A 20,230-nucleotide genomic window follows, 5' to 3' on the forward strand; every position below is an offset into this window, starting at 1 on the left:
ATCTCCGAAATCAACTTCGTCAGCGCCTCGCGCCAGGGCGACATCATCGAACTGGGCATCACCGCCACCGAGTTCGGCCGCACCTCCATCACCCTGACCTGTGAAGTACGCAACAAGATCACGCGTAAGAGCATCCTCACGGTAGAGAAAATGGTCTTCGTCAACCTCGGTGAAGATGGTCTGCCAGCGCCTCATGGCCGTACCGAGATCCGGTACGTGAAGGACCAGTTCAAGGACGACAGTCTTCCTGAGTAACAAACCCTCGGCGTGATTTGCTTTACCAAATCATTCCGTATGGATCTCTGCCAGGCTCTCTCATCACTCAGGACCACACCCTGTAGAGAGCCTGCGTATGAAAGTGATTAACTCGATCGCCCGGAATCAACCCGCATGGAGTGATAAGGCTCATTCCCCGACCCAGCACACTGTGAAGACGGCGCTGGTGGAGGGCGTGGGCGAGCGCAATGTGACGCTTCTACGCGATAGTAAGGGGCGGGTGGAGGTGATTTTATCGGCGCCGCCCGTCACGAGCCTGGTGTTGAGCGGTGGAGGCGCCAAGGGCGTCGCCTTTTCGGGGGTGGTGCAGGCGCTTGAGGACGCCCGGAAGCTGAACGGTATTCAGTCGATATCCGGCTCATCCGCCGGTGCGATTTCGGCGGCGTTGATTGCCAGCGGAATGGGCGCTGCGGCATTTGACCGGTTGTCGGACAGCATCGATTTACCGAGCCTACTGAACAGCCAGGACGCCGTGACGGCCTGGATGCAGGATGCCTGTACGACACTTGGCAAATGTGCGGGGCGTTTGCCCGGTGGTGTCGGCACTATTTCCCGTTTGTTGATGACCTTGGCGCCGCGCCTGCAGACTGAAGCCCTTCCCCTTGAGGAACTGATCCGCAACGAGTCGCGCGCGTCGATTCTTGGTCATATCGCGCAAAGCCCTCGAGAAACCAGGCCGACCGAAGTCATGAGCATTGCTGACAAGCTGACTGCGGGTGGCGCACCCACGTTTGGTGATCTCGAGGTGTTGAGCCGGTATATTCCTGCGATCAAGCAACTCAGTATCACCGGTAGCGGCATGTTTGATGGCCGCCCGCAATTAGTGATGTTCAATGCCAGCCTGACTCCAGCGATGGATATTGCCCGGGCCGCGCATATTTCGGGTTCGTTACCGGTGGTGTTCAAAAATCCGGTGGAGCAAGGTCATGCCTTCCAGGCATCAGCTGAAAAAACCGCATTCAAGGATGGTGGGTTGCTGCTCAACACTCCGGCGCCAGGTGTTGTGGCGCGGCCATGTCCCGATAGTCCGCTGAACAAGCCTGAATCGCTGATCGTTAAATTTGAGTCCAGCTCTTCTGCTGCATCCGCTCGCAGTGGCAGTTTTTTCAGCAGTCTGGCCGACCATCTCGTGGGCGTTGAGCATTCGGCCGCTGGAGCGTTTCAGGATAAAAGGCTCGAAGCGTTCGCCGATCAGATTGTGACACTGCCCCTGAAGACCGAAAAAGGCGACTTTACGGGTCTGCTCAATGGCACGGTCAACTTCACTATGCAGGATGAGCAGAAGCAACTCCTGCAGACGAAAGCGCGACAAGCGGTGGAGACGCATTTGGAGCGACGGACCAAGGCACTTGAGCATCATTCGTTCCAATCACTGAATGAAGCCGTGCTGGCCATGGATGATGAAATGCTCGCCAGCGTGCAACCCACGCTGCAAAGCGACCCGGCGGTCGCGGATGTGCTGATGTTTCGAAAAAACGCGCAACAGGCGTTGCGAAACCTGGATGGTGCGATCACCCAGGCTAATCAGTCACAGGGCTCGCTGGTGTTCACGCCGAACATTTCATCGGCCCTGCGTAACTTGGATGCCCTTGCCCGACGGCCAGAGCACATCGACTGGTTGGGGCGCAGCCTCAATGTTGCAAGTCAGCGCAACTTTCAGCAATTGCTGCAAGTGGCGGCCAAACAGATCGAAAGTGATGCAATGCCTCTGTCCAAAGTCATCGGCGGTGCAGTGACCGAAATGAAAGTACGCGATATTTCGATGAAAGCTGAAAACTTCACACGGGAAGTGATCTACCCCTCGTTGTTTCGGCCAGGCCAGCCCAAGTCTAACGTTGAACTGTTGCACCGTGCGGCTCAGGACCTGGCTCGGGCTACTACCCCCAGCGAATTCAACCAGATACTCGACACCATCAGTGGTCACTACAAAGCGCGTAACAAACCCTGGGACAAGGCGCGCCGCTCAACCACCGTGGAGATGGCAAAGGCCTGGAAGGTGCAGGTTTAGTTGTGTGGCCACTGAACAGCTACTGTGGCGGCGTGTCGTAGCTACAGGCACCCCTAGGACTCTGGAACATCATGGCCACTCAAGCAGACGGCAAGACCCCAAACCTGTCGCAGGAAGAGCAACAGGACGTGGACAAGAACCAACCACCCCGTGCGGCGGTGTTGCATGAAATCATCCGTACACAGGGTGACCAGGAACTGGAGCGCAGTGTTGCTGCCTTGTGGTGGTCGGCATTGGCGGCCGGGTTGACCATGGGCCTTTCGCTGATGGCCATGGGGTTGCTCAACTCTCGGCTGCCGGATGGCGAGAGCTTTAAGGTTATCGCCAGCTTCGGCTACTGCGCAGGGTTCCTGGCAGTGATCCTGGCGCGCCAGCAACTGTTCACCGAGAACACCCTGACCGCTGTTTTGCCGGTGATGAGCAAACCCACGCTAGGCAATGCCGGGCGATTGTTACGGCTATGGACAGTGGTGCTGGTGGGCAACCTGTGCGGCACCTTGCTGGTGGCTTATGTGATGTTGCACCTGCCGATCTTCGACACCAAGACCGACCTGGCCTTCCTGGAAATCGGCCGCAAGATCATGGAAAACGACGCCGGCCAGATGTTTGCCAAGGGCATCGTCTCCGGCTGGATGATCGCCACCATGGTGTGGATGATCCCCTCCATGGAAAGCGCCAAGATGTGGATCATTATTCTGATCACCTACCTGATGGCTCTGGGTGACTTCACCCATATCGTCGTCGGTTCCGCCGAGGTGTCGTACCTGGTATTTGCTGGCGAGTTGCCGTGGAAGGATTTCTGGCTGGTGTTCGCCGGGCCGACCCTGGCGGGCAATATCATTGGCGGCAGCTTTATCTTTGCGCTGATCAGCCATGCGCAGATTCGCAGCGAAAGCAGTCTGCCGGGCAAGAAAGCTGCGGACCCGAGGCATCCGCAGCAGATCGACAAGGCTCAGTGAGCGTCCGGCGCGGCCTGGGGTTCGTCCCGGGTCACGCGCTTGACCAGCTTGCCGATGCTCAACCCCTGCAGCAGGATCGACGAGAGCACCACGATGTAGGTGATGCTCAGCAGCAAGTCGCGCTCCGGGCCCAGCGGCAGGGCCAATGCCAGTGCCACGGACACCCCGCCACGCAGGCCACCCCAAGTCAGGATGCGGATGGTCCCGCGTGGCACTGTGCGCCAGCGCCGCAGCAGCAGGATGGCCGGTGCAACCGTCAACAGACGCGACAGCAGGATCGCCACGGCCAGCAAGCTGGCGGCGAACACGTGCAGCCAGTTAAACGGCAACAGCAGCAGCTCCATGCCGATCAGTGCGAACAGCAGTGCATTGAGCATGTCATCGAGCAATTCCCAGAAGCCGTCCAGGTAGCGCCGGGTCATGTCGTTCATTGCCAGTTTGCGCCCCAGGTTGCCGATAATCAGCCCGGCGACCACCATCGCAATCGGTGCCGAGACGTGCAGTTCGGTGGCCATCGCCGAACCGCCGATGACCAGGGCGAGGGTCAGCATCACCTCGATCTGGTGCTGCTCGATGCTCTTGATCATCAGGTACACCAGGTAGCCGATCAGGCCACCGAACACCACGCCGCCAATCGCCTCATGGGCAAACAGCATGGCGGTGGCGCCCACCGTCGGCGTTTCGCCTAACTGTGCAATGCCCAGTAAAACGGTGAACACCACGACGGCCGTGCCATCGTTGAACAATGATTCGCCGACAATGGTGGTCTTCAATGGCTTGGAGGCGTTGGCGGTACGCAGCACGCCCAATACCGCGATCGGGTCGGTGGGGGAAATCAGCGCACCGAACAGCAGGCAGTAGAGGAAGCTGACGTGCCAGCCGAACAGGGCAAAGATGTAATACGCCAGGCTGCCGATCACCACGGTCGCGATCAATACGCCGAAGGTCGCCAGCAGGCCGATGGGCCAGCGGTAGCTGCGCAGGTCGTTGAGGTTTACGTGCAAGGCACCGGCGAACAGCAAGAATGAGAGCATCCAGTTCATCAGCAGATCGCCGAAGTCGATCTGGCCAATCAGTTGCTGGATGCGCTCCTCCAGGCCTGGATAGCCGAGAAAACTCAAGCCTTGCAGGATCAGCGAAAACAGCAGGGCCGTGACCATCACGCCGATGGTGGGCGGCAGGCCAATGAAGCGGAAGTTCACATAGGTGAGCAGGGTGGTGAGGCAAATGAAGGCGGCGACAAGTTCAAGCATCCGGGGTCCTTGGAAGTTGGGTGGAAGAGCGTTAATTGGGGGATGGACCGCAACCCCTGCACAATGTTGCAGGGCTGGGGGCAAATCACCGATAGAACCTTTTGCGGGGCTGGCGGCTCATAGCGATGGGTGCGGCGTTTCATGTTGAGTGCTAAAACTCTAAATTCTGCTTCAAACTAAAAAGCAAACTAAAAAAGGAATCAGTGATGACGGTGGCCTTCTGGTGTGTGTTGATCGCAATTTTTCTGCCTTATCTGTGCACTGGCGTGGCCAAGTTCAGCGGTGGCAAGTTCGGGCCGCGGCAGAACCACGACCCTCGCGCGTTCCTGGACACCCTCGAAGGGGTTGCCAAGCGCGCCCACAGTGCTCAACTCAACAGCTTTGAAGTGACGCCGGCATTTGCGGCGGCAGTGATTATCGCGCACTTGGCCGGTACGGCTGAGTTGGTCACCATCAATGTGCTGGCCGTGCTGTTTATCACCAGTCGCCTGCTGTACATCATCTGCTACCTGGCCGACTGGGCGATCGCTCGCTCACTGGTGTGGTTCGTGGGTATGGCGCTGATTGCGAGTTTCTTCTTCGTCTCGATCTGAAGGCTGAAGCAGAGCCACTGTGGGGGCGGTGTTTGTAGTGAGCGGGCTTGCCCCGCGCTGGGTGGCGAAGCCGCCCCGGAACCATACGCCTCGGTGTGCCTGAATAAATGGGGTGAGGCTGATGGGGGCTGCTGCGCAGCCCAGCGCGGGGCAAGCCCGCTCACCACAGCAAGCCCGCTCACTACGGTGAACCGAGCCCGGCGGAGCGTTTTTCAGCTCCCGACAGGTGCATCCGGCACTTGCGGCAATGCTGCGCCCTTGGGCCACAACATCCAGATTTGCCCCTGCTGCTTCATGTTCCCCGCCAGTTCACCCGCCGCATCGCCAGTGCCCCAGAACAAGTCCGCGCGCACTTCACCCGTGATTGCACCGCCGGTGTCCTGTGCTGCTACCGGGCGGGCGATGGGCGAACCATCCGGCTTGGTGGTCGAAAGCCACAGCAGACTTCCCAACGGAATCACCTTGCGATCCACCGCGACGCTGTAGCCGGCGGTCAACGGTACGTTCAAGGAACCGCGCGGGCCTTCATTGCTGTCGGGCCGTGCGCTGAAAAACACATAGCTTGGGTTGCTCGCCAGCAGCTCCGGAATACGCTGCGGATGCGCCTTGGCCCAAGCGCTGATGGCGCCCATGGTCACGTCTTCCTTCTTCAGCTCACCTTGTTCCACCAGCCAGCGACCGATCGGGCGGTAGGGGTAGCCGTTCTGGTCGCCATAACCGACGCGCAGTTGGCGCCCACCGGCCAGTTGAATGCGGCCCGAGCCCTGGATTTGCAGGAATTGCAGGTCCATCGGGTTCGTCAGCCAGGCGATCGGCTTGGCCGTGGAGCCCTGGCCGTTGATGGCGCTGGCGTCGTCGTAGGGCTTGAGCACGCGACCTTCCAGGCGACCGCGCAGGCGCTTGCCCTTGAGCTCGGGGTAGATGCTTTCCAGGTTGACGATGATCAGGTCGTCCGGCACGCCGTACACCGGCACGTTGGCCTTGGCGGTCTTGGTCAGGCTACCGGGGTAGACCGGTTCGTAGTAACCGGTGATCAAACCGTTCGGGGTGTTGTCGGCCGAGCGCAGACCGAACACATCCAGGCGCTCCTTGAGGAACCCGCGCACCGCCACGGCATTGCTCGGCACTGTGGCGGCTGCCGCACAGGTCGCGCCCCACACCGGGTCGGCCTTGAGCCGTTGGCAGGCGCTGCGCCAGGATTCAAAACCGGCCAGCAGATCGCTGTCGGACACCGTCGGCAAGGCTTCCCACGGTGCGCTCACATAGGTGGCGACGGCGTGGGGTTTGGAAGTTTCATCTTTGGCTGTTTCTTTGCCCGCGTCGCAGCCGGCCAGCAGTGCGATCATCGGCAGAGCCCACGCCAGGCGGCGGCTCCAGGGTTTCAAGCTGACATTCATACAAACACTTCCTGAAGCGATTGCCCGCGTAGCAGCGCTGTTGGGCAACCCTTATTAATAATAGGGCTATTGGTCTTTGCGGGCGGGGCGAGGATACTGGCCGCCGTTTTCCGTGACCTCGAAGCCACCATGACTTTTAAACGACTGACCGTTGTACTGCTGGCCTGCCTGACGTTGTCCGCCTGTGGCGGCGTTGATCCGAATTCGCCGCTGGGCCAGCGCAAGGCGATCTTCAAGCAGATGCTCAAGACCGGCGAAGACCTGGGCGGCATGCTGCGCGGACGCATCCCGTTCGACGGCGCGAAATTCGCCGACGGCGCGGTCAAGCTGGACGCGTTGTCCCATGAACCATGGAAACATTTTCCGAGCGTGCGTGAAGAGGATCACACCAGCGCAAAGGACGATGTCTGGCAGAAACAGGCGCAATTCCAGCAACTGGCCCGCAACCTTGAAGCGGCCACCGGTGAATTGGTGACCGCCAGCCAAGTGCAGCCTTACAAGGCCAGCAACCTGGGGCCTGCGGTGCAGAAAGTTGAAGATGCCTGCAGCGCCTGCCATAAACAGTTCCGGGACCACTGACTGGTTTTACTGGTCGAGTTCTTCCACGGCGTCCTGCAGTTCCTTGCGGGACTCGGCGAGTTTGTCCTTACGCTTGTTGATCTTGTCCGCGTCGCCTTTTTTCATGGCCTTGTCGAGGTCGGCCTGACGGCGGCTGACTTCATGCTTGGCGTCGAGCACCTTGTTTTCCCGCTCTTTCCTCAGGGAGGCGTCGGTGCAGTTGGCAGTGACTTCGCTCAGGGCTTTTTCCAGGCCGGCTTGTTGTTCGCTGTTGCCGTGGACCTTGGCTTGTTCGATCTGGGTGCTGATGGCTTGGCGCTTGGCCGCGCAGCCGGTGAGCTGAGGGGCTTCTTCGGCGGCCAGCAGCGGCGTGGCCATGAAGCTTGCGACGGTCAGCAAGGCAAAGGGGGCTAGAAATTTCATGTGGGGCTCCAAAGTCGCAATCTGATGGCGCGGACAGCGGGTTCAAAAACCGTCTATCCCCGCCACGCGTAATGTTTCAGCCAAGGCCTGTACGTGCGGGTCGCGAAAAAAAGCGCTCAGTTGCGCTGCGCGGCCCGGGCCGATGCCATCAATGGCCAGCCAGGCCTGGGTGTCTCTGGCGACCAGCGTCTGCCAGTCGCCTTCCAGGTTATTACGTGCCGCAGGCGGTACACCCAAGGCCTTGAGCCATTGTGCGAAGGGCCGTTGCCGCGCGCTGTGGAAGCTGTCGACCACGCGCGCACGGGTGCGATCACCGAAGCCATCAATGTTAGCAAGCTCTGCCGTATCCAGGGTTAACCAATCGAGAAAGCCTGCGATTAGACCGGCCTGGATCAATACGCTCCAGGTTTCGCGGCCTATGTGTGGCAAGGCGAGGCCCTGGTTGCCGCTCAGCCAGGAAAGGCGCGCCAGCAACTGCTCCTCGCAACCGGGGTCCAGTTGCCAGCAACTCAAGGCATGGAATTTCCCCGGATTGGGCACGGGCAAGTCCGCCCTTGTGCTGCTGCGCAGGATGACCTCATCCAGCCGAGGGATCACCTGGCCCGCCAGGCTGATGGAGACGTGGTCGCCAGGGCGGATATCCAGCGATTGCCAGCGCTTCAATGAGCCGGCGCTCACCCGGCTGATCTGCCGGTCATCCAAGCGCACCGGTTCCAATTCCAGCATGGGTGTGATGCGCCCGGTACGGCCGATCTTGAATTGCACGTCGCGCACCAGCGCTAGGGCCTTGGTCGTCGGGTACTTCCAGGCGGCCGCCCAGTAGGGGGTACTGACCTGCCAACGCTCGGCGGGGGCGTGCTGGGCCTGGTGCAGCACCACCCCATCGCTGGCGAAAGGCAGTGGATTACCGTACCAATAGGCGCGCCAGTGCGCGGCTTCGCTGATGTTCCGGATGGGCTGGCTGAAGCGCTGGGTGTCAGTGAACCCCCAACGTTTCAGTGTGGAAAGGCGCTCGGTAAAGGCTGCCGGCCCTTGTGGCCAAGCCCAGACGAACAGGCCAATACCGGCGGCATCGGTGTCGCCCAAGTGTTTGCGGTTCATCAACCCGGCCACCTTGCTGCGGGCATTGAGACCGCCGCTTGCCGATTGCACATGGTCGTCGAGGCGCCAATAGAGTTCGCCTTGCAGCACCACGTCGATGGGGTCGGGCAACTGCTGGACAATGCCGGGGATTTTGCGCGCGGAGGCAGACCAGTCGTGGCCCATGACACCATCGCCTCGGCTGATGACTTGGCGCAGGCGACCCTGTTGATACACCAGGGTTACCGCCACTCCGTCCACCTTGGGTTGAATCCAGACATCCTTTCGTGTGCCCAGCCAGGCGTCGACTGCGTGTTCGTCCAGCAGTTTCTCCAGGCCTGTATGCGCAACGGGGTGAGGCTGGGCGCCACGTGAACTCGCCAGTGGGTTGTTGGGTGTGGCGGTGGGGGCGGGGAAGCACTGATGCCACTGAGCCAGGCGCTGGCGCGCCTGGTCGTAGAGTTCGTCGCTCACCGGGGACTGGCCAAGCCGGTGGTAACTGTCATCCCATTGGCGTATCTGTTCGGCCAGGGTACTGACGTGTGCTCGGGCTTCATCGGAGCACGCTTGGGCCCACACCCAGCAGGGTAGGGCGCTGAGTAAAAGGGCAAACAGTAAGTGCATCATGAGCATCCTTGCTCGGAAAGGGTGCCCAGCCTAAATGATCCACGCGGCCACAAAAAAGCCCCGGCAGTGCGGGGCTCTTTACGGGGTGTTTCTATTTACTTGAACAGGCCGCCCAGGGCTTTCACCGCGTCGGGCTTATCGGCCTTGGCCTCTTGGGTTTGCTGCTTGGCGTCGGCTTTGGCCTGGGCCTCAGTGAGTTTGTTACAACCTTTGTTGATCTGGTCCTGCGCCGCTTTGAAGGCTTTCACTTTCAAGCTGTCCTTCTGGGCCTCGGCTGCATCGATCTTGGCTTGCAGGTCGTTGGCTTGCTTCTGGCAGTCGCCGGAGTTGCCGCCGCCCAGTTGGGAACTCAGGGCACCACTCAGTGCGCTTAGGTCGGCGGCGTTTGCCGGCAGGGCAAACAGGCTGAGCAGGAGGGCGGCAGGGGCGAGCGTGGAGATGCGCATGGAAAACCTCAATGTTCGATTGCCTGCGCGCTGATGAGTCCCGGGCTGGCGCAGGGCAATATCCAAATAAGGTGACGGGCCCGAGAGGGCGCGGATTCTAGAGGGCCATCATTGAGCCTGCAAGGTTTGGATCCAAAAAACGTGAAGGCCATCGCGCAAATGATTGCGCAATAAAAAGCCCCGCCGGGCGAACCCGGCGGGGCTTTTTTGTACCGAGAGCGATTACAGGCCGGCGGCAATCCGCAGGTCGTTGGCGCGGTCGGTTTTTTCCCAGGTGAAGGTGGTGAAGGTGTCGTCGCCGACCGTCTTCTGCGCAGGGGTACGACCGAAGTGGCCGTAGGCTGCGGTTTCCTGGTACATCGGGTGCAGCAGGTCGAGCATGGTGGTGATCGCGTAAGGGCGCAGGTCGAAGATCTCACGCACCAGCTTGACGATCTTGTCATCGCTGATCTTGCCGGTGCCGAAGGTATTCAGTGAGATCGACGTAGGCTGGGCCACACCGATAGCGTAGGACACCTGGATCTCGCAACGCTCGGCCAGGCCGGCGGCGACGATGTTCTTGGCCACGTAACGACCGGCGTAAGCGGCGGAACGGTCAACCTTGGAAGGATCTTTACCCGAGAACGCGCCACCGCCGTGACGGGCCATGCCGCCGTAGCTGTCGACGATGATCTTGCGTCCGGTCAGGCCGCAATCGCCTACCGGGCCACCGATGATGAACTGGCCGGTCGGGTTGATGTGGAACTGGGTGTCCTTGCTCAGCAGCTCGGCCGGCAGCACGTGCTTGACGATCAGTTCCATCACGCCTTCACGCAGGTCGGCGTAGGACACGTCCGGGTTGTGCTGGGTCGACAATACAACGGCGTCGATACCCACGACTTTGCCGCCTTCGTAACGGCAGGTGACCTGGGACTTGGCGTCCGGGCGCAACCACGGCAGCAGGCCGGACTTACGCGCTTCGGCCTGACGTTGCACCAGTTGGTGCGAGAAGGTGATCGGTGCAGGCATCAGCACGTCGGTTTCGTTGCTGGCGTAGCCGAACATCAGGCCCTGGTCGCCGGCGCCCTGGTCTTCCGGCTTGGCACGGTCGACGCCTTGGTTGATGTCTGGGGACTGCTTGCCGATGATGTTCATCACGCCGCAGGTCGCGCCGTCGAAACCGACGTCGGAGCTGGTGTAGCCGATGTCGGTGATCACGTCACGGACGATCTGCTCCAGGTCGACCCAGGCGGTGGTGGTCACTTCGCCAGCGATGATCGCTACACCGGTTTTCACCAGAGTCTCGCACGCCACACGGGCGAACTTGTCTTCAGCAATGATGGCGTCCAGCACCGCGTCAGAAATCTGGTCGGCGATTTTGTCCGGATGCCCTTCAGACACGGACTCGGAGGTGAAAAGGGAGTATTCGCTCATCTCGATGTTTTCCTGATATTTACCGATGGTGAGTGTCGCCAGCCGGCCGCTGAAAATGGCGGACCTGAATCTGGAAACCATTACGTAAACCTACATAGAGGCTTTCCCCGGGAACGAGTCCCGCAGCGGTGGCCCAACGGGCCAGATCGTCCTGTTCAAAACCCAACCAGAGATCACCGCAGGCCTCCCTGGCCCAATTCTGGTTGTGGCTGCATAAATCTGTCACCAGCAGGCTACCGCCGGGGTGCAGCAGCCCGGCCATTTGCTTGAGGGCGTCGGCGGGGGCGGCGAAATGGTGCAAGACCATATTCAACACTACGCAGTCGGCCTTTAACGCCGTGCTATTCAATGCGTCCGCCAGCTGCAGGCTGACATTGCCCAGCGCTTCGCGTTCGCACAGCTGGCGCGCCAGTTCGAGCATTGCCGGGCTGTTGTCCAGCGCGGTGACCTGCTGGAAGCGCCGTGCTAGGTCCGGCAAGAAACCGCCGTCGCCTGGGCCGACCTCCAGGGCGGTGGCCTCCTCACTGAAGCTCAGCTTGTCGAGCAGCGCCAGTACGCTGTCGCGGTATTGCGGCAAACCGGCGATCAAGTCCTGTTGGGCGCGAAATTTCTCGGCGACCCGTGCGAAAAAGTCCTGGCTCGCGGCGGCGCGTTGCCCATGGACTTGGCCGATGCGCGACTGCACATCGCCCGGCAGCCCCAGGTTGTCCACCTCTTCGAGCAGCGCGGCGTGCAGCTTGCCGCCAAGCAACTCGGTGTGGGGCAGGGCGCGACGGTAGAAAATTGCATTGCCTTCGCGGCGGGTAGCTACCAGGTCGGCCTGGGCCAGCACCTTCAAGTGATGACTCATGCCGGATTGGCCGATGGCGAAGATCTGCGCCAGTTCCAATACGCCGAAGGAATCGTTGGCCAGTGCGCGCAATACGTTCAAACGCAACGGGTCGCCAGCGGCCTTGCATAAGGCTGCCAGTTCATCGCCGTCGTCAGGACGCAGGGAGGGCATGGGTAGGTTCATAAGGCCAGCAGTCTAGAGACGGGTGGGAGTCCTCGCAAGGCCAATATCAAAAAGTTTTGATATTGATCGATAAGTGGCGGTTATAAGCAGCCGCTATAACCTTTAGACGAACCGGTTAACGGTTTCTGCAAGCGAATGCCGCCCAAAGCACAGGAAAAACACCCACAAGTGACTATCTGTCATTGCCCGCAGGCGGTGGCTGAGGGAAAATGCCGGTCCTTTTTTCCGTTTCTTTTCAGCAAACCCCAGGAGATCAGCGATGCCCAGCCGTCGTGAGCGTGCCAACGCCATTCGTGCCCTCAGCATGGATGCCGTGCAAAAAGCCAACAGCGGCCATCCCGGTGCCCCGATGGGCATGGCGGATATCGCCGAGGTACTTTGGCGTGACTACCTGAAACACAACCCGAGCAACCCATCGTTCGCCGACCGTGACCGCTTCGTGCTGTCCAACGGCCACGGCTCGATGCTGATTTATTCGCTGCTGCACCTGACCGGCTACGACGTCACCATCGATGACCTCAAGAGCTTCCGCCAGCTGCACAGCCGCACCCCCGGCCACCCTGAATTCGGCTACACCCCAGGCGTCGAGACCACCACCGGTCCCCTGGGCCAAGGCCTGGCCAACGCCGTGGGCTTCGCGCTGGCGGAAAAAGTCCTGGGCGCGCAGTTCAACCGCCCCGGCCACGACATCGTCGACCACCACACCTACGTGTTCCTGGGTGATGGCTGCATGATGGAAGGCATTTCCCACGAAGTCGCTTCCCTGGCCGGTACCCTGGGCCTGGGCAAGCTGATCGCGTTCTACGATGACAACGGCATCTCCATCGACGGCGAAGTCGAAGGCTGGTTCACCGATGACACCCCTAAGCGTTTCGAAGCCTACAACTGGCAGGTGATCCGCAACGTCGACGGCCACGATCCGGAAGAAATCAAGATCGCCATCGACACCGCCCGCAAGAGCGCTCAGCCGACCCTGATCTGCTGCAAGACCACCATCGGTTTCGGTTCGCCGAACAAGCAGGGCAAAGAAGACTGCCACGGCGCCCCGCTGGGTGACGCGGAAATCGCCCTGACCCGTGAAGCACTGAAGTGGAACCATGGCCCGTTCGAAATCCCGGCCGACATCTATGCCGAGTGGGATGCCAAGGAAAAAGGCCTGGCCGCCGAAGCCGAGTGGGACCAGCGTTTTGCGGCCTACTCCGCCGAATTCCCGGCGCTGGCCAACGAACTGGTACGCCGCTTGGCCGGTGACCTGCCTGCCGACTTCTCGGAAAAAGCCTCGGCCTACATCGCCGAAGTCGCGGCCAAGGGCGAGACCATCGCCAGCCGTAAAGCCAGCCAGAACACCCTGAACGCCTTTGGCCCGCTGCTGCCTGAGTTCCTCGGCGGTTCCGCCGACCTGGCCGGTTCCAACCTGACCCTGTGGAAAGGCTGCAAAGGTGTTTCGGCTGAAGACGCCAGCGGCAACTACATGTACTACGGCGTACGCGAGTTCGGCATGAGCGCCATCATGAACGGCGTGTCCCTGCACGGTGGCCTGGTGCCTTACGGCGCGACCTTCCTGATGTTCATGGAATACGCCCGCAACGCCGTACGCATGGCCGCGCTGATGAAGAAGCGCGTCATCCACGTGTACACCCACGACTCCATCGGCCTCGGCGAAGACGGTCCGACGCACCAGCCGGTCGAGCAACTGACCAGCCTGCGTACCACGCCGAACCTGGATTGCTGGCGCCCAGCCGACGCGGTCGAATCCGCCGTGGCCTGGAAGCACGCCATCGAACGCAAGGACGGCCCTTCGGCGCTGATCTTCTCGCGCCAGAACCTGCAGCACCAAGTGCGTACCGACGCACAGATCGCCGACATCAGCCGTGGCGGCTACGTGCTCAAGGACTGCATCGGCGAGCCTGAGCTGATCCTGATCTCCACCGGTTCCGAAGTGGGCCTGACCGTCCAGGCCTACGACAAGCTGACCGCCCAAGGCCGCAACGTGCGTGTTGTGTCCATGCCATGCACCAGCGTGTTCGAAGCCCAGGACGCCGGCTACAAGCAATCGGTGCTGCCGTTGCAGGTCAGCGCGCGTATCGCCATCGAAGCGGCGCATGCCGACTACTGGTACAAGTACGTGGGCCTGGAAGGCCGCGTGATCGGCATGACCACCTACGGTGAGTCGGCGCCGGCGCCAGCGTTGTTCGAAGAGTTCGGCTTCACCCTGGAAAATATCCTGGGTCAGGCTGAAGAGCTGCTGGAAGACTAAGGCTGTAGATTGGGGTGGCTGTACTGACGCCTTCGCGAGCAAGCCCGCTCCCACATTTGGAATGCATTTCAACTGTGGGAGCGGGCTTGCTCGCGAAGGCGGTGGCACATTCACCCCATTCCCCAAGGTAATCGAGAACCCCATGCCCCAACCGCGTCCTTACAAAGTTGCACTCAACGGCTACGGCCGCATTGGTCGTTGCGTCTTGCGTGCTCTGTTCGAGCGAGGGGCGGCTGCCGGGTTTGAAATTGTCGCGATCAACGATTTGGCCGACATGGCCAGCATCGAATACCTGACACGCTTTGACTCCACCCACGGCCGGTTCCCCGGTGAAGTGCGGGTCGAGGGCGATTGTCTGCATATCAATGGCGACTGCGTGAAAGTCCTGCGCAGTGCCACCCCCGAGGGCATCGACTGGGCGGCGCTGGGCGTCGACCTGGTGTTGGAATGCTCCGGCGCTTATCACACCCGTGCCGATGGCCAGCGTTTCCTCGACGCTGGCGCACCGCGTGTGCTGTTTTCCCAGCCGATGGCAAGCGAGGCGGATGTCGACGCCACCATCGTCTACGGCATCAACCAGGATTGCCTGACCGGCAACGAGCTGCTGGTGTCCAACGCCTCGTGTACCACCAACTGCAGCGTGCCATTGTTGCGCCTGTTGGATCAGGCGATCGGGCTGGACTACGTGTCGATCACCACGATTCACTCGGCGATGAACGACCAGCCGGTGATCGACGCCTACCATCACGAAGACCTGCGCCGCACGCGCTCGGCGTTCCAGTCAGTGATTCCGGTGTCCACCGGGCTGGCACGCGGTATCGAGCGACTCTTGCCGGAACTTGCCGGGCGAATCCAGGCCAAAGCCGTACGGGTGCCGACGGTGAACGTGTCCTGCCTGGACATCACCATGCAAACCGTCAGCGACACCGATGCGACGGAGGTCAACCGGATCCTGCGCGACGCCGCCACCAGCGGGCCGCTCAAAGGCTTGCTGGCCTACACCGAGTTGCCCCACGCCAGTTGTGATTTCAACCATGACCCGCATTCGGCCATTGTCGATGCCAGCCAGACCCGCGTTTCCGGCCCTAGGCTGGTGAACATCCTGGCCTGGTTCGACAACGAATGGGGTTTTGCCAACCGAATGCTCGACGTTGCGGAACATTATCTGCATATCGCCTCTAAACAACCTCAACAGTAATTCAGGAACTGCCACCCATGACCGTGTTGAAGATGACCGACCTCGATCTGCAAGGTAAGCGCGTACTGATTCGCGAAGACCTCAACGTCCCAGTCAAGGACGGTGTTGTCACCAGCGATGCGCGAATCCTGGCCTCGCTGCCGACCATCAAGCTGGCCCTGGAAAAAGGCGCGGCCGTGATGGTCTGCTCCCACCTGGGTCGTCCGACCGAGGGTGAGTTCTCCGCCGAAAACAGCCTCAAGCCGGTAGCCGAGTACCTCAGCAAAGCCCTGGGCCGCGACGTGCCGCTGGTGGCTGACTACCTGGGTGGCGTTGACGTGAAGGCCGGCGACATCGTGCTGTTCGAAAACGTGCGCTTCAACAAAGGCGAGAAAAAGAACAGCGACGAGCTGGCCCAGCAATACGCTGCGCTGTGCGACGTGTTCGTGATGGACGCGTTCGGCACTGCTCACCGCGCCGAGGGTTCGACCCACGGCGTGGCCAAGTTCGCCAAGGTTGCCGCTGCTGGCCCGCTGCTGGCCGCTGAACTGGATGCACTGGGCAAGGCCCTGGGCGCTCCCGCGCAACCGATGGCCGCCATCGTCGCTGGCTCCAAGGTGTCCACCAAGCTGGACGTGCTCAACAGCCTCAGCCAGATCTGCAATCAGCTGATCGTCGGCGGCGGCATTGCCAACACCTTCCTGGCCGCTGCCGGTCACCCGGTGGGCAAGTCCCTGTACGAGCCGGACCTGCTCGACACCGCTCGTGCTATCGCCGCCAAAGTCAGCGTGCCGCTGCCGGTGGACGTGGTCGTCGCCAAGGAATTTGCCGAAAGCGCCGAAGCCACCGTCAAGCTGATCGCTGACGTGGCTGACGACGACATGATCCTGGATATTGGCCCGCAAACCGCGGCCAACTTCGCCGAACTGCTGAAAGCTTCCCAGACCATCCTGTGGAACGGTCCGGTCGGCGTGTTTGAGTTCGACCAGTTCGGCAACGGCACCAAAGTGCTGGCCAAGGCCATCGCCGAAAGCTCAGCATTCTCCATCGCCGGCGGCGGCGACACCCTTGCGGCCATCGATAAATATGGCGTTGCTGACCAGATCTCCTACATTTCTACCGGTGGCGGCGCATTCCTTGAATTCGTCGAAGGCAAAGTCCTGCCGGCCGTTGAAGTGCTGGAAACCCGGGCCAAAGGTTAAGGCGCGTGATCCGGAAAAGGAGTATTCCCATGATCAAGTCGTTGGCATTGTTGATCGCAGCGGGCCTGTTGGCCGGCTGCAGCAGCACGCCAAACGCAGAGCCGGAAGCTGGAAAGCCTGCGGCGCAGCAGAAAAAAAGCTGTTACCAGGCGGACTGGCAAGCCGAGACCATGCCGGTGATCAACAAGCGCATCGGCAACGAACGGCTGGAGAAATACGACTCCGCGCCCAACGGTCAGGAACAGGGTTGCCCTTGACGGGTCTGATCAACTAACCGACAGCAGCGGCGGCCCCCTGGTCGCCCTGTGAGGATTGGCAATGAAAGGCGTTTTCGCCCTGGCAGCCCTGGCCCTGTTGGCCGGCTGCAGCAGCATGAACATGTTCAATAAGGCAGAGCCTGCCGATAAATGGACCACCTGGACCTGCGACAGCAAGGCCGAGGTCAACTGGCGCTTTGCCAACCAGGCTCGTAGCGAGGTGGATGTACGCCTCGGCGGTTCCGACCAGGTTTATCGCCTCAAGCAGGAGGTTGCCGCCTCGGGTGTGCTGTATGCCAACGATCAGCTGGCGTTTCACACAAAAGGTGAGGAAGGCCTGGTTTACTGGGTCGCCACCGATGATTTGATCGGGCGGGGCTGTAAAGCCCAATAGAGACACCAGGGTCTTGAAATTAATGAGATCCAAATGTGGGAGGGGGCTTGCCCCCGATAGCGGTGTGTCAGGCACCGACTTCGTTGGGTGAACCGCAGCCATCGGGGGCAAGCCCCCTCCCACATTGATTCGATTCCAGGCTGGAATTTGGGTCAGCCTCATCAGCAATAACGATTCAGCAGGCCAGGCATGCAAACCCTGACCCGCAATAACTTGAATAGCAGCCGCCGCTACGGCAGGCTTGCACGATTAACGACCCTCGACCGGGAGAGACAACACAATGGCACTTATCAGCATGCGTCAAATGCTGGACCACGCAGCCGAGTTCGGCTACGGCGTCCCAGCCTTTAACGTCAACAACCTTGAGCAGATGCGCGCCATCATGGAAGCCGCTGACAAGACCGACTCCCCCGTGATCGTCCAGGCTTCGGCCGGTGCGCGCAAATACGCCGGCGCGCCCTTCCTGCGTCACCTGATCCTTGCTGCGATCGAAGAATTCCCACACATCCCGGTGTGCATGCACCAGGACCACGGCACCAGCCCTGACGTGTGCCAGCGCTCCATCCAACTGGGCTTCAGCTCGGTCATGATGGACGGCTCCCTCGGCGAAGACGGCAAGACCCCGACCGACTACGAATACAACGTCCGCGTCACCCAACAAACCGTGGCCATGGCTCACGCCTGCGGCGTATCGGTTGAAGGTGAGCTGGGCTGCCTGGGTTCCCTGGAAACCGGTATGGCCGGCGAAGAAGACGGCATCGGCGCTGAAGGCGTGCTGGATCACAGCCAGATGCTGACCGACCCGGAAGAAGCGGCTGACTTCGTGAAGAAGACCCAAGTTGACGCCCTGGCCATCGCCATCGGCACCAGCCACGGCGCCTACAAGTTCACCAAGCCGCCTACCGGCGACGTGCTGGCCATCGACCGCATCAAGGAAATCCACAAGCGCATCCCTAACACCCACCTGGTGATGCACGGTTCTTCCTCGGTCCCGCAAGAGTGGCTGGCGATCATCAACCAGTACGGCGGCGACATCAAAGAAACCTACGGCGTACCGGTTGAAGAAATCGTCGAAGGCATCAAGTACGGCGTGCGCAAGGTCAACATCGACACCGACCTGCGTTTGGCGTCCACGGGTGCGATGCGCCGTTTGATGGCGACCAACCCGAGCGAGTTCGACCCGCGTAAATTCTTCGGTGCTACCGTCACCGCGATGCGCGATGTGTGTATCGCACGCTACGAAGCGTTCGGCACTGCGGGTAACGCTTCGAAGATCAAGCCGATCTCGTTGGAAGCGATGTACCAGCGTTACCTGAAAGGTGAGTTGAACGCCAAGGTGAACTGAGCCTGGGACGTTTAAAAGGAGCCCGCAGCGATGCGGGCTTTTTTATGGCTGCGATTGGGTCAGGCGGCGTTGAGGGTATCGAAACCACGGTGTTCGATGACGCGGAACACATCGCTGACGTCCTGCACCAGAATGCGCGCCGTATTGGCCGCATTGTTCAGGTCACGCTCGGCGAAGTCCGGCAGGCTGGAGCAGGCCATCAGGTTGAGGTGCTCGAGGGCGGCGTTAAGGCGTTCTCGCAGGCAGGCGTGGAGGTCCAGCAATGGGGCGGCGCTGTCGATCAATAGGACGGGGTTATCGGTAGCGTTTTCGGCGCAGGGGTAGAAGCGGCGGGGCGGTAGTTGGTTCTTCATGGCAAATCCTTAACTCAAGTGAAGAATGGCCACCGTTTGCTGCGAAACAAATAGGGTGGCAGCTGTGCGCGGGTTCGCAGACCGAGGAGTTAAGACCCGGCAGACCCGAAGGTCTCCCACGCACAACCGCCATAACAAAGACGGCCATCGGCAAGAATACCGGGGCTGCTTTGACGGTTGTGGTTTTAACTCGGTAGGGCTGCGAAACCCTATCGCCATTCAATGCCGGCGACGGGGCGAACTATAAGCGCCGACCTGATTCGCCGCAACGGCCCTGTAGGGCACAGAACCCGTGTGGGAGTCGGGCTTGCCCGCGATGGCGGTGTGCCAGTCAGCGAATAGTTCGGCTGATACACCGCCATCGCGGGCAAGCCCGGCTCCCACAGGGTTCGTTGGCGTGTTCAAGAAAGCGAATGATCTCTGGGCGTGTTAGGACATGGCCTACACGAGACGAGGCGATGCTCAGTCGTGATCAATGTCCAACTTGGCAAACGTCACCCGCGCGCCTTCCTTGCTGTCCCCACTGTTGTCCTGCACATACGCCCCGGCCTTGAAGTACAGCGGCTTGGCGCCCCACGCCGCACCAATGCGCTCATTCCACTCACCGTCCGCGGCGTACACACTCAGCAACCCCGCCTTATTGAGGTTGATCACGTAGGTGAAGCTCTTCTCCAGCGGCACATTCGACGCCACGGTGATCACCCGCCCTTCGCCGTCATCCGGGCGCATGCGCACCTTGGCGACGATATTGCCGGTCTGGGTTTTTTCCTTGAATTGGTATTCCAGCTTGATCAGCGGCTTCTGGCTGTCGTACGCATGAATCTGCCCAATCACGATTTTGCCGGTAGAGGGCACCTGATTGACGGTCAGGGTGGCGCGCAGGAAGTTGTCCGCATCCGGGTAGGTCCAGTTGCGCAGGCGCCCATCGGCGTAGGTCTCGCGCAACTCGCTGCGCGGGTACACGGCATTTTCGGTGCGGGTGCCGGTGACGGGGGTCCAGAATTGCACGTTGCTGCCTTCGGCCTGGAAATACTGGTCTTTGAAGCCGCTCATCAGCTTTGGGGTCTCGATGGTGGCGGGCGGGGAGCCGACCGGAATGCTCAGGTTCCAGGTGGAAAGATCAATCATGGCGTAGGCCTTTTTACAGAGGGGTATAGGCTATGGCCCTTGGGCCAGACAGGTTCTTTATAGGCGGTA

The 20,230-nt window shown here is 60.7% G+C and carries 20 protein-coding genes; 11 read left to right on the forward strand and 9 right to left on the reverse strand.

The window, feature by feature from the left end; all coding sequences use genetic code 11:
• The 3 genes from AC3ZU9_RS10095 to AC3ZU9_RS10105 all read left to right on the forward strand — a co-directional run.
• On the forward strand, positions 1-255 hold a 255-nt coding region (locus tag AC3ZU9_RS10095; protein ID WP_490090661.1), incomplete at its 5' end, for a hotdog domain-containing protein.
• A gap of 97 nt (positions 256-352) precedes the next feature.
• Positions 353-2,284, forward strand: a complete 1,932-nt coding sequence (locus AC3ZU9_RS10100) for a patatin-like phospholipase family protein (RefSeq protein WP_490090662.1) — start codon at positions 353-355, stop codon at positions 2,282-2,284.
• 71 nt (positions 2,285-2,355) lie between these two features.
• Positions 2,356-3,243, forward strand: coding sequence for a formate/nitrite transporter family protein (locus AC3ZU9_RS10105; protein ID WP_015886305.1), 888 nt, complete (start codon positions 2,356-2,358; stop codon positions 3,241-3,243).
• Here the strand turns inward: AC3ZU9_RS10105 and AC3ZU9_RS10110 are convergent.
• On the reverse strand, positions 3,237-4,496 hold the full coding sequence (locus tag AC3ZU9_RS10110) for a cation:proton antiporter (RefSeq protein ID WP_046034962.1): 1,260 nt from the start codon (positions 4,494-4,496) through the stop codon (positions 3,237-3,239). The two genes, AC3ZU9_RS10105 and AC3ZU9_RS10110, sit on opposite strands and share 7 nt — an antisense overlap.
• A gap of 206 nt (positions 4,497-4,702) precedes the next feature.
• Between AC3ZU9_RS10110 and AC3ZU9_RS10115 the strand changes: the two genes are divergently transcribed.
• Complete coding sequence (locus AC3ZU9_RS10115; RefSeq protein WP_043206031.1) at positions 4,703-5,089, forward strand: MAPEG family protein; 387 nt, start codon at positions 4,703-4,705, stop codon at positions 5,087-5,089.
• Positions 5,090-5,301: 212 nt separating this feature from the next.
• Here AC3ZU9_RS10115 and mltA read toward each other — a convergent pair whose 3' ends face one another.
• A complete protein-coding gene (gene mltA / locus AC3ZU9_RS10120; protein ID WP_015886302.1) occupies positions 5,302-6,486 on the reverse strand; it encodes a murein transglycosylase A in 1,185 nt (394 codons plus the stop codon).
• A 129-nt stretch (positions 6,487-6,615) separates the two neighbouring features.
• Here mltA and AC3ZU9_RS10125 point away from each other — a divergent pair, with 129 nt between their 5' ends.
• Entirely contained in the window at positions 6,616-7,065 is a 450-nt protein-coding gene (locus AC3ZU9_RS10125) for a c-type cytochrome (protein ID WP_015886301.1), read from the forward strand.
• Between the two features lie 6 nt (positions 7,066-7,071).
• Here AC3ZU9_RS10125 and AC3ZU9_RS10130 read toward each other — a convergent pair whose 3' ends face one another.
• From AC3ZU9_RS10130 to AC3ZU9_RS10150, 5 genes are all read right to left on the reverse strand, one after another.
• A complete protein-coding gene (locus tag AC3ZU9_RS10130) occupies positions 7,072-7,467 on the reverse strand; it encodes a DUF1090 domain-containing protein (RefSeq protein ID WP_015886300.1) in 396 nt (131 codons plus the stop codon).
• A gap of 42 nt (positions 7,468-7,509) precedes the next feature.
• A complete protein-coding gene (gene ligB, locus AC3ZU9_RS10135; RefSeq protein ID WP_122811783.1) occupies positions 7,510-9,174 on the reverse strand; it encodes an NAD-dependent DNA ligase LigB in 1,665 nt (554 codons plus the stop codon).
• A 95-nt stretch (positions 9,175-9,269) separates the two neighbouring features.
• Complete coding sequence (locus tag AC3ZU9_RS10140; RefSeq protein WP_043206029.1) at positions 9,270-9,620, reverse strand: hypothetical protein; 351 nt, start codon at positions 9,618-9,620, stop codon at positions 9,270-9,272.
• A gap of 222 nt (positions 9,621-9,842) precedes the next feature.
• Positions 9,843-11,033, reverse strand: a complete 1,191-nt coding sequence (gene metK, locus AC3ZU9_RS10145) for a methionine adenosyltransferase (RefSeq protein WP_015886297.1) — start codon at positions 11,031-11,033, stop codon at positions 9,843-9,845.
• 19 nt (positions 11,034-11,052) lie between these two features.
• Positions 11,053-12,048, reverse strand: a complete 996-nt coding sequence (locus tag AC3ZU9_RS10150) for an ArsR/SmtB family transcription factor (RefSeq protein WP_015886296.1) — start codon at positions 12,046-12,048, stop codon at positions 11,053-11,055.
• A gap of 259 nt (positions 12,049-12,307) precedes the next feature.
• On the opposite strand from AC3ZU9_RS10150, the gene tkt reads away from it, so the two are divergent.
• The 6 genes from tkt to fba all read left to right on the forward strand — a co-directional run bounded on the left by tkt (position 12,308) and on the right by fba (position 18,680).
• Positions 12,308-14,305 (forward strand): transketolase, encoded by a 1,998-nt coding sequence (gene tkt, locus AC3ZU9_RS10155; RefSeq protein ID WP_101219845.1) that lies wholly within the window; start codon positions 12,308-12,310, stop codon positions 14,303-14,305.
• 142 nt (positions 14,306-14,447) lie between these two features.
• A complete protein-coding gene (epd, locus tag AC3ZU9_RS10160; protein ID WP_058415149.1) occupies positions 14,448-15,503 on the forward strand; it encodes an erythrose-4-phosphate dehydrogenase in 1,056 nt (351 codons plus the stop codon).
• A 17-nt stretch (positions 15,504-15,520) separates the two neighbouring features.
• Complete coding sequence (locus AC3ZU9_RS10165; RefSeq protein WP_015886293.1) at positions 15,521-16,684, forward strand: phosphoglycerate kinase; 1,164 nt, start codon at positions 15,521-15,523, stop codon at positions 16,682-16,684.
• Between the two features lie 29 nt (positions 16,685-16,713).
• A complete protein-coding gene (locus AC3ZU9_RS10170) occupies positions 16,714-16,941 on the forward strand; it encodes a hypothetical protein (protein ID WP_102061880.1) in 228 nt (75 codons plus the stop codon).
• A 61-nt stretch (positions 16,942-17,002) separates the two neighbouring features.
• Positions 17,003-17,335, forward strand: a complete 333-nt coding sequence (locus tag AC3ZU9_RS10175) for an MliC family protein (protein WP_015886291.1) — start codon at positions 17,003-17,005, stop codon at positions 17,333-17,335.
• Between the two features lie 280 nt (positions 17,336-17,615).
• Positions 17,616-18,680 (forward strand): class II fructose-bisphosphate aldolase, encoded by a 1,065-nt coding sequence (fba, locus tag AC3ZU9_RS10180; protein ID WP_003177554.1) that lies wholly within the window; start codon positions 17,616-17,618, stop codon positions 18,678-18,680.
• A gap of 59 nt (positions 18,681-18,739) precedes the next feature.
• On the opposite strand, the gene AC3ZU9_RS10185 is transcribed toward fba, so the two are convergent.
• Entirely contained in the window at positions 18,740-19,033 is a 294-nt protein-coding gene (locus AC3ZU9_RS10185) for a fructose-bisphosphate aldolase (RefSeq protein ID WP_102061881.1), read from the reverse strand.
• A 462-nt stretch (positions 19,034-19,495) separates the two neighbouring features.
• Entirely contained in the window at positions 19,496-20,161 is a 666-nt protein-coding gene (locus AC3ZU9_RS10190) for a polysaccharide lyase family 7 protein (RefSeq protein WP_043206023.1), read from the reverse strand.
• Positions 20,162-20,230 lie beyond the last annotated feature (69 nt).

Source organism: Pseudomonas sp. A39 (assembly GCF_058145955.1).